This window comes from Enterococcus sp. 7F3_DIV0205, assembly GCF_002141365.2.
Classification (GTDB): Bacteria; Bacillota; Bacilli; order Lactobacillales; family Enterococcaceae; genus Enterococcus_L; species Enterococcus_L palustris.
Map to the genome: position 1 here is coordinate 524,208 of NZ_CP147244.1, position 12,799 is coordinate 537,006.

Genomic DNA, 12,799 nt, shown 5'->3' on the forward strand with positions numbered 1-12,799 from the left:
AAATTCCGTTGAAATACTCGTTATTAAAATTACGCGATAAACTAGGGAAAGCGTATATTCCTATACTTTTACTTGTTTTTTCATGCTTTTTATTCATTATTATGTTCGGTAGTGTCCATCAAAAAAAGGTAGAGATAAAAGAAGGACAATTAGCTGAAAATACTATTCGAGCAAATAAAAACGTTGAAAATACGTATGAAACAGCACAAAAGAAAAAACTGGCGGCTGAAGCGGTCACTCCTGAATATATCTATCAGGAAGAAACGGCTGATGTTCAGCACAAGCGAATTGAAAAACTATTTAAACTGATTATTACTGCAAATGAAAAGACTGACAAAGAGTACGAAGAAAAAAAAGCGAAGGCTAAAAAAGACGAAACGATTCCAAAACCAACTATTGAAGAAAGAGTGGCCAATTTAAAAGCTCAATTTGAATCGTTGGACCAAGATGAAGTTACTTTTTATCAAAAATTTCCCAATGTATTTTACCAAAATATATTTTCCTTGGATGCAAGTCAGATTCAGCAAGTAAAGACTGAAAGTTTAAAAATCATTGACGATAAGATGAAAGATCATGTTCGCGAAGCGGATTTAGATAATATTCGTCAGAGTGCGATCGAGAAGATTCAATTTCTTGATGTCACAAGCACGATGCAGCAAGAAATTCGCTATATTGTAAATGAAGGTATTGTAGCAAATGATTTTGCTAATGATAAAAAGACTAAAGAAATGCGTCAAAATGCTATGGATGCTGTTCCACCTGCAATGATCTATCAAGGGGAGATCATCGTTCGTGAGGGAACTCAAATCGACAGTAAAGCGATGGAAAAGCTTGAACTATTAGGTATGACAAACCAAAGCACTTCGCTATTTCCAATGGCTGCATTAGGTTTGGCAATCGTGATGCAGGTTTTAGTGTTGTTGTTTTTCACGAAACAAGTGACAGAAGAAGGCAAGCGCAGACACTTCATTTTATTTTACGTAGGCGCGATGTCTTTAAGTGTCGTCCTGATGAAATTTTTCCAGATTTTCCAAACTGAACAGATGATGTATATCTCATTATTTTTTCCAGCAGCATTTACGCCTCTGGTACTAAATTATTTTGTTAGTAGAAGAGCCGGAGTTTTAGCGGCTGTTTTTCAAGTGATTTTTTCACTTTTTGTGTTTTATAATTCTATTGGAACGAACTCTTTGACAATCATTCTAGTGAGCTATATGTTTTCAGGGCTATTGGCAACAGTAGTCAAACGCACTCGTATTGGCGAGCAAGGATTAGTTGCTGTATTTTGGGTGATTATCTTTCCAGTTTGCTTAGATTTTATTTTGATGATTTATCAAGGGATGAGTTTCTTTGATGGTAAATCATGGACAATGATGATTTGTGCATTAGCTGGAACAGTCTTATCTTTCCTTGCTACAATGGGTCTCCATCCGTATATAGAATTACTTGTCACTGATGACAGTGTGATTGTATTAAATGAACTCAGTAATCCAAACCATCCGTTGTTAAAACAACTACTTGAAGAAGCGCCTGGAACGTACCATCATAGTATGATGGTGGCGAGTCTAAGTGCAAATGCTGTGGCTGAAATCGGTGGTCGTTCTTTATTAACAAGAGTTGCTTGTTATTATCATGATATTGGTAAAATCAAGCATGCAAATTTCTTTGTTGAAAATTTACCAGCGGGAGCTGAGAATCCACATAATTTCTTATTACCTGAAGATAGCAAACAAATTATTTTTGGACATGTTATTGACGGTGCTAAAATATTGGAAGACTATCATATGCCTGAAATGGTGATTGATATTTGCCGTCAACATCATGGAACGACGTTAATGAAGTTTTTCTATGTGAAAGCAAAAGAACGAAATCCAGATATTTCTGAAGTTGATTTCAGATACCCAGGTCCTAAGCCTCAAACCAGAGAAGCAGGGATTGTTAGTATTGCTGACACTTGTGAAGCGGCTGTTCGTGCGATGGATCATCCGACAAACGAGAAAATCCAAGCCTTTGTTCATAATGTTATTCAAGATCGAATTTCAGATGGACAACTGGATGATTGCGGTTTAACAATGAAAGAAATTCGGATCATCGAGAAGTCTCTAGTCAATGGCTTATGTAGCACATTCCATTCTAGAATCAAGTATCCAAAAATGAAATCCGAAGCAGAAGAAATGAAAGATGAACAAGAAAAGAGAGATGACTAATGGATATTTCATTCATTGATGAAACAAATAATTTATCTAAAGAAAATTTAGAAGAAGTAGAAAGTCTGCTGCAGTTTGCAGCTGATTTTCTGAAAATATCTGAAGATACTGAAATGTCCGTGTCTTTTATGGATAATGCAGGTATTCAGGTGATAAATAGAGATTATCGTGGAAAAGATGTACCTACAGATGTTATCAGTTTTGCATTGGAAGAAGAAGGCGAAGATGAGTTGCCGATTATTTTTGAAGATGCAGATGAAGCTTTTCCAAGAAACCTTGGGGATATCATGATATCGACTGAACGAGCGGCAGAACAAGCAGCAGAATATGGTCATTCTTTTGAACGCGAATTAGGATTTTTGGCTGTGCACGGTTTTTTACATTTAAACGGCTATGATCATATGGAACCTGATGATGAGAAAGAAATGTTTGGTTTACAGAAAGAGATCTTAGATGCCTATGGACTCAAAAGATAAACGGACAGCGAAGAATAAACATTTTATAGCCTCGTTGGAGTTTGCTCTCCAAGGAATCAAAACAGTATTTAAGGAAGAACGTAACATGCGAACCCATGTTTTAATGGGGGGGGCGACAATTATTGTGGGCATTATTTTACGATTAGCAATCTCAGAATGGTTGTGGTTGTTGCTTGCAATCTTTCTTGTATTAGTGATGGAGATAATTAATACAGTGTTTGAAAATGTAGTCGACATGGTAACGGATTTCCATTTTCATCCAATCGGTAAAAAAATCAAAGATATGGCTGCAGGCGCAGTTCTTTTAACATCAGGATTTGCTGTGGTTGTTGGAGTACTGTTGTTTGTCCCAAAAATTTGGCAGATAATACAAGATTTTTTATAGAGGAGAAAAACAATGACAGATATACACAAATCCGGATTTGTAGCGATTGTAGGAAGACCAAATGTTGGTAAATCTACTTTATTGAACCGAATTGTCGGACAAAAAATTGCAATTATGAGTGATAAAGCACAAACCACTAGAAACAAGATACAAGGAATTTATACAGTTCCAGAAGCGCAAATCGTTTTTATTGATACACCAGGAATTCACAAGCCAAAACATCGTTTAGGTGATTTTATGGTTGAAACAGCTTATAGTGCTTTACGTGAAGTGGATGCAACGTTATTTATGATTAGTGCGGATCAAAAAAGAGGAAAAGGTGATGACTTTATCATCGAACGTCTTAAAACAATGACGAGCCCAGTCTATCTTGTAATCAATAAAATCGATACGGTTCATCCTGATCAACTTTTGGGAATTATTGAAGACTACGCAAGCCAAATGGAATTTGCAGAAGTTGTGCCAATCTCAGCTACTGAAGGGAATAATGTAGATCGTTTGATGGATGTTTTAGTAGATCAAATGCCTGAAGGCCCACAGTATTTTCCAGATGATCAAGTGACGGATCACCCTGAATATTTTATTGTTTCTGAATTGGTTCGTGAAAAAGTATTATTGCTTACAAGAGATGAGATTCCTCATTCCGTTGCAGTTGTGGTAGATTCGATGAAACGGGATGAGAATGATAAAGTACGTATTCAAGCAACGATCATCGTTGAGCGTGATAGCCAAAAAGGAATCATTATTGGTAAGGGCGGCAAGATGCTTAAACAAATTGGAACCAAAGCCAGACAAGATATTGAACATTTACTTGATGATAAAGTTTATTTAGAACTTTGGGTAAAAGTGCAAAAAGACTGGCGCGACAAAAAAGTTCATTTACAAGATTTTGGATATCGTAAAGACGATTATTAGTAAGAAACGAAGAACAATTCTGTATTATTGCGGAATTGTTCTTTTGCTTGTATCTCTGCTAAAATAGACTAGAATACATAGGAGGCGAAAATATGACCTTAGGAGAAACGAAAGGAATTATTTTATTTACCAAGGACTACAAAGAAAAAGATAAACTAGTCAAAATTTTTACGGAATCTTTTGGTAAATTGATGTTTTTTGTTAAAGGGGCGCATCGTAAAAATAATCCGATTGGTCCTGCTATTTTGCCTTTCACAGAAGCTGTATATATTGGAGATTTTAGAGAAGAAGGACTGTCTTTTTTAAATGGAAGTAAAGAGGTTTCATCACTTCGCCTCATTCAGGAAGATATTTTTGTGAATGCCTATGCAACGTACATTTTGAATTTAGTTGATGCCGCCATCGAAGATCGAACGTACGATCCTAATTTATATTATTTTGTACAACAAGCATTAAAGTTATTGAATGAGAATAAGGATCCAGAGATCATTACGAATATTTTTGAAATCCAACTATTAAGCCGTTTTGGTATTACTCCAGAGTGGCGACATTGTAGCGCATGTCAAGAAACTCGAGGGAAATTTGATTATTCATCAAAATATAGCGGGGTGTTATGTGAAAGACATTGGCATCTTGATGATCGCCGGTATCATGCCGATCCTAGAGCTATTCATTTTATTCGTCTTTTTTCAGCCATTTCGTATGACAAAGTTCAAGATATTAATGTTAAAACGGAGACTAAAGTGGCTATCAGAACAACGATTGATGAATTGTACGATGAATATGTTGGGATAAACTTAAAAAGTAAGAAGTTCATCGACCAAATGAAAAGTTGGGAAGAAACCTTAAAGTTACCTAAACGGGAAAAAAAGGGTGAGGAAGATGACAAAACTATATCTTAAAGGAATGAAGTATGAAAAAGTAGTAAATACATCGCAGTTTCCATTTAGTTTACCCATTTTAAGTGATTTAGACCAACTTCTTTTTGAAAGGCCAGTTACGTTTTTGATTGGCGAAAATGGTTCTGGAAAATCAACTATAATAGAAACGATTGCAGGATTGATGGACTTGAATCTTGAAGGCGGCTCAAAAAATAATTTTTTTGTTTCTTATAAAGAACAGACTTCACTAGTTGAGGCAAGTCGACCAATAAGATATCCGAGTTATCCTAAAGATAGCTATTTTTATCGGGCAGAATCCTACTACAACTTAATGACTGATATTGAAATGATTGATCAAGGAGCGGGTGTTTTCACAAGAGATCTGCATACCTACTCAAGAGGAGAATCATTTTATGAGCTAGTAGCAACTCGTTTTTTTGGACAAGGATTTTATCTACTGGATGAGCCTGAGACTGGTTTGTCTCTTAGCACACAATTACAACTGATGGTTTTGATGCATGAGTTGGTAGAGGATGATTCGCAATTTGTGATTGCTACCCATTCGCCTGTCCTGTTATTTTTTCCAAATGCTAGAATCTATGAATTTACAGAAGGAAAAATTATTAAACGTACACTACAAGAAACCAAAATCTATCAAGAGTGGGCAATGATTTTTGAAAGAAAAGAGCAATTTTTTCAAAAACTGTTTGAATCGTAAAAAATAATTTGACAACTCTTCGATCAAAGATTATCATAAAGAGTAATTAAATAAATACGTTGAAAAAGAAGAGTAAAAAGAACAGCTGTAATAGCGAGTCTGGGAGAGTGTAAGCCAGATACAGATAACTTTTGAAGGGCGCTTTTGAGTATATTTTAACAAAGCTGCCGATAATTACTATCGGAAGTAGGGTGGAACCGCGATTATTCGTCCCTATGTCTCTAAGAGGCATAGGGACTTTTTGTTTTCTCGTAAATCCTGATCAAGAACTTCTTAGATAGGGGCAGTAAGGATATCACTCTATTGTAATTTTTTACATCATCGAAAGGAGATGCAGCATGCAATTCGCTACAACATTTCTACCAGCTGATTTTTCGCAGAACAAGTTAAAAGTTTTATCACTTGTTAAGTTGTTGGTTCAGATAAAGAACAATGACGATAAGATCATTGAAGAATTCGAGACGGTTCCTAGTGAAAAGGTCTATAAAATCAATTCTGAATTGATTCCGACAACGAGAGTTGAAGTTACTGTTGTTCCAGGTGAAGTAATAGAGTTTTATCCAGTTGTTACAGCGTTGTAAAAAAATAATTGATTTTATATGTCTATCACCCTGTCAGAGCATAACGAGTCTGTTACACTTTTATGTTATCTAGTTCCATCGACTTGCTCTTTGGAAAAAAGATAAACTAAGAGTGAGGCAAAGAACACCTCAATCTTAGTTTCCTATTTTTCAATCAGAGCATAACGAGTCGATTACACTTTTATGTTATCTAGTTCCATCGACTTGCTCTTTGGAAAAAAGATAAACTAAGAGTGAGGCAAAGAACACCTCAATCTTAGTTTCCTATTTTTCAATCAGAGCATAACGAGTCGATTACACTTTTATGTTATCTAGTTCCACCGACTTGCTCTTCGGAAAAAAGATAAACTAAGAGTGAGGCAAAGAGCACCTCAATCTTAGTTTCCTATTTTTCAATCAGAGCATAACGAGTCTGTTACACTTTTAAATTTAGGAGGATTTCAATGGAAAAGAAACTTACTGTACAAGAAATGATTTTAACCTTACAAAAATTTTGGTCATCTAATGGTTGTATGCTGATGCAAGCTTATGATACGGAGAAAGGGGCAGGGACAATGAGTCCGTATACTTTTCTACGAGCAATTGGACCTGAGCCTTGGAATGCCGCGTATGTAGAGCCCTCAAGAAGACCAGCTGACGGACGATATGGAGAGAACCCAAATCGTTTGTATCAACATCACCAATTTCAAGTGGTGATGAAACCATCTCCTGAAAATATTCAGGAATTGTACTTGGAAAGTTTAGAACTATTAGGAATCGATCCTTTAGCGCATGATATTCGTTTTGTTGAAGATAACTGGGAAAATCCTTCGATGGGATGTGCAGGTCTCGGTTGGGAAGTTTGGCTTGATGGCATGGAAATTACACAGTTTACGTATTTCCAACAAGTAGGTGGACTGGCTTGTCACCCGGTCACTTCAGAGATTACTTATGGAATCGAACGTCTGGCTTCTTATATTCAAGAGGTAGAAAGTGTTTATGATCTAGAATGGACACAAGGTGTTAAATACGGTGAAATTTTCAATCAACCAGAATACGAACATTCTAAATATTCGTTTGAGATCAGCAATCAAGAAATGCTTTTAGAAAACTTTGATAAATTCGAAAGAGAAGCTAAACGTTGTATCGACGAGAGTTTAGTTCATCCTGCCTATGATTATATTTTGAAATGTAGTCATACATTTAACTTGTTAGATGCTCGTGGTGCGGTATCTGTAACGGAACGCGCAGGGTATTTAGCTCGTATCAGAAATATGGCAAAAGCAGTAGCGAAAATTTTTGTCGCAGAACGGGAAAAGCTAGGCTTTCCACTACTAAACAAAGACACTCAAACTACTAAGGAGGCAAAATAACATGGCAAAAGACCTATTACTTGAAATTGGCTTGGAAGAAATGCCAGCTCATATTGTCAGCCCAAGTCGTTTACAATTGGAAAGCAAAATAGTAGCATTTTTAGACGAAAATAAATTAACGTATGAGACTGTTCAAAGTTTCTCTACACCTCGTCGTTTGGCTGTTCGAGTGACGCAATTACCAGAACAACAAGAAGATACACAAGAGGAAATTAAAGGGCCAGCTAAAAAAATTGCTCAAGATGCTGACGGAAATTGGAGTAAAGCAGCGCAAGGGTTTGTTAGAGGTCAAGGTCTAACTACGGAGGCAATTACTTTTAAAGAATTAAATGGTGTAGAATATGTTTATGTAACAAAACATAACCAAGGTCAAAAAACAATCGATGTATTATCGGGCTTAAAAGATGTTATTACAAGCTTGACTTTCCCGGTTACGATGCACTGGGCGGATTATGATTTTGAATATATTCGTCCAATTCATTGGATTGTGGCTTTATTAGATGACGAAGTGATTCCGTTTACTGTTTTAGATGTAGCAACAGGAAAAAGCTCTCGCGGTCATCGTTTCTTGGGGGATGACGTAACGTTCGATCATTCAAGTGAGTACGAAGAAAAAATGAAGGAACAATTTGTTATCGTTGATCCTAATGAAAGAAAAGCAATGATCATTGAGCAAGCAAATCAGTTAGCTGAAAAGAAACATTGGAAGCTAGAGTTGGATGAGAAGTTGCTAGAAGAAGTCAATAATTTAGTTGAATATCCAACTGCATTTGTGGGTGCTTTTGATGAAAAATATCTTTCTGTTCCAGATGAAGTGTTGGTTACCTCAATGAAAGAACATCAACGTTATTTTGATGTACGCAATGATCAAGGCTTGTTATTACCACATTTTATTTCTGTAAGAAACGGTGACAAGGTTCATATTGAAAATGTAATCAAAGGAAATGAGAAAGTCTTGATTGCTCGTTTAGAAGATGCCGAATTTTTCTACAACGAAGATAAAAAATTATCAATTGATGAGTGCGTTAACAAGCTAAAAAATGTTACGTTCCACGAAAAAATTGGTACAATTTATGAAAAAATGCAGCGCGTAAGTATTATTGGGCAAATCATTGGTAAAGAAGTCGGTTTATCAGAAGAGGAACTGACTGATTTAAAGCGTGCTTCTGAAATTTATAAATTTGACCTAGTGACGAATATGGTCGGTGAGTTTCCAGAACTACAAGGACTAATGGGGGAAAAATACGCTTTGCTACAAGGTGAAAAACCGGCAGTAGCCAAAGCGATTCGAGAACATTATTTGCCGACATCAAGTGAAGGAGAACTTCCTGTTTCTGCGGTAGGTGCCGTTTTAGCCATTGCAGATAAACTAGATAGCGTTTTTTCATTCTTTGCAGTAGGAATGATTCCAAGCGGTTCTAATGATCCGTATGCATTACGTCGTCAAACATACGGTGTAATCCGAATCATTGAAAATAAAGGTTGGCAGTTCCCGTTAGTTCAACTTCAAATGGAAATCGATGCAGCTGTAAATGCGGATAGCCAAAAGTACGGAATTCAATTGACCACAGGACAAGAAGAAGTCATTGATTTTGTAAAAGCCCGCTTGCGTCAGTTATTGATGACGAAAGATGTACGACATGATGTCATTGATGCTGTGATTTCTTCTGAACAAAAAGACTTAGCTAAACTATTTTCAGCAGCAACTATTCTAAAAAAACATTTGCTAGATGAGGATTTCAGACCTTCGATCGAAGCGTTGACACGAGTGATTAATTTAGCTAAAAAAGGTCGAGAACTACTAAGTCAAGAAAACCAAATCGACACAACTTTATTTGAAAATAATGCGGAAAAAGCACTGCATAAAGCGGTAAACGAAATTGAAGAAAAATTCAATGAAAATACTATGTCAGAAAACTATCAAGCATTAGTCAATTTACGCCCGTTGATTGAAGCTTATTTTGAAGAAACAATGGTGATGGTAGAAGATGAACAAGTAAAGGCAAATCGTTTGAAAGAACTCAATCGAATTGCAAAAATGTCCCTATCATTGGCTAGCCTTGATTTATTGATTGTGAAATAAAAATAGAAACTTAAAATAGGATGAGATAGAACTCGAAGAGTTTTGTCTCATCCTGTTTAATTTACAAAATTTGTAAATTAAATTTCAGAAGTAAATTTTTAAGCAAAATTTTTTCATAAATAAGTTTAACGTGGTACGATAAACTTATCAATCGATAAGGCAGTCGTGCCATTTTTGTATTAGGAGGAAATAAAATGAATCACTTTATGAAATTATTTAGCATTGCGGCTTTTACGTTTCTTGTGTTGGATTTTATCTGGTTACTATTGATTGCAAAAAAAATGTATCAAGATCATATAGGAGACTTGCTAGGACCAACTAAAATTATTCCAGCAGTCGTTTTTTATGGATTATATCTGGTTGGAATCCTATTTTTCGTTGTTTATCCTGCAATTGAAAAAGATAATCTTCTATATGCCATTTCAGCAGGCGCTTTTCTTGGCGTGTTATGTTATGGGACGTATGATTTAACAAATCTCGCTACGATTAAAGATTGGTCATCGCTCGTAACAGTTATTGATTTAATATGGGGTGGCTTTGTTACTGCAACAACTTGTGGTATTACTGTCTTTATTGCACAGCATTTTAATTGGAGGTGAGGTATGTATGGGGAGTCAATCTATTGATTACAAAGAGTTGCAGTTTGCATTTCAACAAGGAGCCATTCAACTGATAAATGAGAAGCAAGAGTTGAATCAAATCAATGTTTTTCCTGTATCAGATGGCGATACTGGAAGTAATCTGGCTTCATTGATGGAGACGATACTTGAGGAATCCAAAAGTGAGTCAACTTCAGTCATTGATGTATTTGAAAATATTGCTGAGGCTTCTTTGTTAGGCGCTAGAGGAAATTCGGGTATCATTTTTGCCCAATATTTCAATGGTATTTATACTAATCTATTGCTGCAAGAAGAAAAAAATTCTGTTAAGAGCTTTATTAAGAGTGTAAAGTTAGCAATCAGTGAAGCCTATCAGGCAATTGAAAACCCCGTTGAAGGAACAATCATCACTGTCATTCGATCGTGGGCCGAAGCGCTTAACGAAAGTGAACAAATGAATAGTTTAGAAAAATTGTTACCACATGCTCTTATGGAGGCTAGACAAGCGCTGGAGAATACAACGAAACAATTAAAGATATTACAAAGAAATCAAGTTGTCGACGCAGGTGCGAAAGGCTTTTATTTGTTCATTGAAGGTTTCACGCAAGCTTTTGTAACGAAACAAGCAGTGGCTAGATCAATAATTGGTTCAAATCATTCTGTAAAAATTGACATTTCCGAGTCACTTCATGAAAATACGTCAGAGCCAAACTATCGTTATTGTACCGAAATTTTATTGGATCAGGTGACACAAACAAAAGAAGAAATCCAAGAAAAATTAAGTACGCTTGGGGATTCATTGATTATCGCTGTGAACCGTGGGAAAGCTAGAATTCATATTCATTCTAACCACCCTGATCAAGTTTTGAACTATTTAAGTGCTATAGGTCAGCCGATTCAACAAAAAGCAGATGACATGTTGTTACAATATGAAGTAAATACACAAAAAAAGGCACCAATTGCCTTAGTGACAGATTCGATCGCTGATTTACCTGCGGATTATGTGCTAAATAACCAGATCCATGTTCTACCAATGAACATATTGATTGACAAGACTAGCTACATCGACAAAATAACGATCCAAAGTAATCGGCTTTTTGAGTTAACTAAAAAACAAAACGAACGAGCGACTAGTTCTCAACCAACATTAAAAACTGTAGAAAATCTTTTTTCATTTTTAGAAACGAGATATGAGTCGATTTTAGTTATTACCGTTGCTGGAAAATTAAGCGGGACATATCATACTGTGAAAGAAGCTGCAAAACATAGAAGAGCGGCAAATACTAAAATTGAAGTTATTGACTCTAAACTAAATTCTGCCGCACAAGGATTATTGATCATGAGGGCGAATGAATGGATTCAATCTGGAATAGGCTTTGAAGAGTTAGTAAGGAAAATTAGAAGTAGAAGGAACCAATTTAAAATCTTAGTTAGCGTTGATGATTTAAATCCCATGATAGAATCCGGAAGAATTCCTCAATCTGTTGGGAAAATAGCAAAGAAAGTTAATTTGAAGCCTATTGTTAGCCTCAACCAAGATGGGGAAGGAAAGCTGAGCAATTTTACCTTTAGTTTAGAAGGAAATGAACGAAAAATTGTTCAGCACCTAAAAAAAATGCATAAAAAAAACAGGATACAGCGTTATGCTGTCGTTCATGCAGATTCAGAAAAAAGAGCTTTATTATGGAAAGATAAATTAGTAGAACAACTTGGATTTCAACCAAGTTATGTTATTGATATTTCAACTGTTATAGCGATGAGCGCCGGCCAAGGTAGTGTGGCTGTAGCAGTTGAATTAGGAGAAGGGACGGATTCAAGATGATTATCTGGATGATTAGTTGCGTATTATTTGTATACTTTACAGCGTTATTTTTTCTAGCACAATATCTTCACAATAATTCTATCGTTGATTTAGCTTGGGGTATTGGGTTTGTTCTCGTGGCAGTTACAGGCTATCTAGTTATGCCTGTAAAAACAACGGTCAGTACAGTTATTCTTGTATTAGTGACTATTTGGGGGCTTCGTTTGTTTTTCCATTTAGCTAAACGAAATATTGGCAAACCGGAAGATTATCGTTATGTGAATATGCGGAAACGTTGGGGCAAACATTGGGCGAAATTAAAAGCATATCTAAATGTTTTTATCTTACAAGGTATACTGTTGCTTGTTGTTTCAATGCCGATTCTTTTTGTAATGACTAGTTCAGTCAATACTTTTTATTGGTGGAATGGCATGGGAATTTTGATTTGGCTGATTGGATTTGGATATGAAACGATTGGTGATTATCAATTGACAAAATTTAAAAAGACTAATGATAATCATGGAAAGCTTTTAACAACAGGGTTGTGGTCAACGACAAGGCACCCTAATTATTTTGGTGAAGCATTAAGTTGGTGGGGGATTTTTCTTATAAGTTTGAATGAGACACGAAATATCTGGGGAATTATAGGGCCTGTGACGATTACATTGTTGCTTTTATTTGTATCGGGTGTTCCTTTGCTTGAAAAGAAATACAAAGATCGCCCTGATTTTATTGCTTATGCAGAAAAAACGCCTAAATTTATTCCGTTTATTGGGAAAAAAGGATTATGAAGGGGAGATT

The 12,799-nt window shown here is 35.9% G+C and carries 12 protein-coding genes and 1 other annotated feature; all 12 genes read left to right on the plus strand.

Translation table 11 applies throughout. The features are described 5' to 3' along the window. Positions 1-8: 8 nt before the first annotated feature. The 12 genes from A5821_RS02445 (at position 9) to A5821_RS02500 (ending at position 12,789) form a co-directional block, all read left to right on the plus strand. The gene (locus A5821_RS02445; RefSeq protein ID WP_086312919.1) at positions 9-2,207 is read left to right on the plus strand and encodes an HD family phosphohydrolase; all 2,199 of its coding nucleotides are present in this window, start codon (positions 9-11) and stop codon (positions 2,205-2,207) included. Then, complete coding sequence (ybeY, locus tag A5821_RS02450) at positions 2,207-2,683, plus strand: rRNA maturation RNase YbeY (protein WP_086312920.1); 477 nt, start codon at positions 2,207-2,209, stop codon at positions 2,681-2,683. The genes A5821_RS02445 and ybeY overlap by 1 nt, the downstream gene beginning before the upstream one ends. Continuing rightward, positions 2,661-3,068, plus strand: a complete 408-nt coding sequence (locus tag A5821_RS02455; RefSeq protein ID WP_086312921.1) for a diacylglycerol kinase family protein — start codon at positions 2,661-2,663, stop codon at positions 3,066-3,068. Before ybeY ends, A5821_RS02455 begins: the two co-directional genes overlap by 23 nt. A 12-nt stretch (positions 3,069-3,080) precedes the next feature. Next, a complete protein-coding gene (gene era / locus A5821_RS02460) occupies positions 3,081-3,983 on the plus strand; it encodes a GTPase Era (RefSeq protein WP_086312922.1) in 903 nt (300 codons plus the stop codon). A 92-nt stretch (positions 3,984-4,075) separates the two neighbouring features. Further along, the gene (gene recO, locus A5821_RS02465; RefSeq protein WP_086312923.1) at positions 4,076-4,885 is read left to right on the plus strand and encodes a DNA repair protein RecO; all 810 of its coding nucleotides are present in this window, start codon (positions 4,076-4,078) and stop codon (positions 4,883-4,885) included. Continuing rightward, complete coding sequence (locus A5821_RS02470) at positions 4,866-5,582, plus strand: AAA family ATPase (protein ID WP_086312924.1); 717 nt, start codon at positions 4,866-4,868, stop codon at positions 5,580-5,582. The genes recO and A5821_RS02470 overlap by 20 nt, the downstream gene beginning before the upstream one ends. Positions 5,583-5,632: 50 nt before the next feature. Further along, positions 5,633-5,800, plus strand: a binding site (T-box leader). Positions 5,801-5,920: 120 nt separating this feature from the next. Then, positions 5,921-6,163, plus strand: coding sequence for a hypothetical protein (locus A5821_RS02475; protein ID WP_086312925.1), 243 nt, complete (start codon positions 5,921-5,923; stop codon positions 6,161-6,163). A gap of 443 nt (positions 6,164-6,606) precedes the next feature. After that, positions 6,607-7,515, plus strand: a complete 909-nt coding sequence (gene glyQ, locus A5821_RS02480; protein WP_086312926.1) for a glycine--tRNA ligase subunit alpha — start codon at positions 6,607-6,609, stop codon at positions 7,513-7,515. 1 nt (position 7,516) lies between these two features. After that, entirely contained in the window at positions 7,517-9,598 is a 2,082-nt protein-coding gene (glyS, locus tag A5821_RS02485) for a glycine--tRNA ligase subunit beta (protein ID WP_086312927.1), read from the plus strand. Positions 9,599-9,792: 194 nt separating this feature from the next. Beyond that, positions 9,793-10,197: a DUF2177 family protein gene (locus tag A5821_RS02490; protein WP_086312928.1), complete on the plus strand. Its 405-nt coding sequence runs from the start codon at positions 9,793-9,795 to the stop codon at positions 10,195-10,197. 7 nt (positions 10,198-10,204) lie between these two features. Further along, the gene (locus A5821_RS02495; RefSeq protein WP_086312929.1) at positions 10,205-12,019 is read left to right on the plus strand and encodes a DegV family protein; all 1,815 of its coding nucleotides are present in this window, start codon (positions 10,205-10,207) and stop codon (positions 12,017-12,019) included. Then, positions 12,016-12,789, plus strand: coding sequence for a DUF1295 domain-containing protein (locus A5821_RS02500; RefSeq protein ID WP_086312930.1), 774 nt, complete (start codon positions 12,016-12,018; stop codon positions 12,787-12,789). The genes A5821_RS02495 and A5821_RS02500 overlap by 4 nt, the downstream gene beginning before the upstream one ends. The last annotated feature ends 10 nt before the right edge of the window (positions 12,790-12,799 follow it).

Coding starts and splice junctions, on each gene's coding strand:
- ybeY (WP_086312920.1), top strand. CDS start 2,207: ATGGATATTTCATTCATTGATGAAACAAATAATTTATCTAAAGAAAAT.
- A5821_RS02455 (WP_086312921.1), top strand. CDS start 2,661: ATGCCTATGGACTCAAAAGATAAACGGACAGCGAAGAATAAACATTTT.
- era (WP_086312922.1), top strand. CDS start 3,081: ATGACAGATATACACAAATCCGGATTTGTAGCGATTGTAGGAAGACCA.
- recO (WP_086312923.1), top strand. CDS start 4,076: ATGACCTTAGGAGAAACGAAAGGAATTATTTTATTTACCAAGGACTAC.
- A5821_RS02470 (WP_086312924.1), top strand. CDS start 4,866: ATGACAAAACTATATCTTAAAGGAATGAAGTATGAAAAAGTAGTAAAT.
- A5821_RS02475 (WP_086312925.1), top strand. CDS start 5,921: ATGCAATTCGCTACAACATTTCTACCAGCTGATTTTTCGCAGAACAAG.
- glyQ (WP_086312926.1), top strand. CDS start 6,607: ATGGAAAAGAAACTTACTGTACAAGAAATGATTTTAACCTTACAAAAA.
- glyS (WP_086312927.1), top strand. CDS start 7,517: ATGGCAAAAGACCTATTACTTGAAATTGGCTTGGAAGAAATGCCAGCT.
- A5821_RS02490 (WP_086312928.1), top strand. CDS start 9,793: ATGAATCACTTTATGAAATTATTTAGCATTGCGGCTTTTACGTTTCTT.
- A5821_RS02495 (WP_086312929.1), top strand. CDS start 10,205: ATGGGGAGTCAATCTATTGATTACAAAGAGTTGCAGTTTGCATTTCAA.
- A5821_RS02500 (WP_086312930.1), top strand. CDS start 12,016: ATGATTATCTGGATGATTAGTTGCGTATTATTTGTATACTTTACAGCG.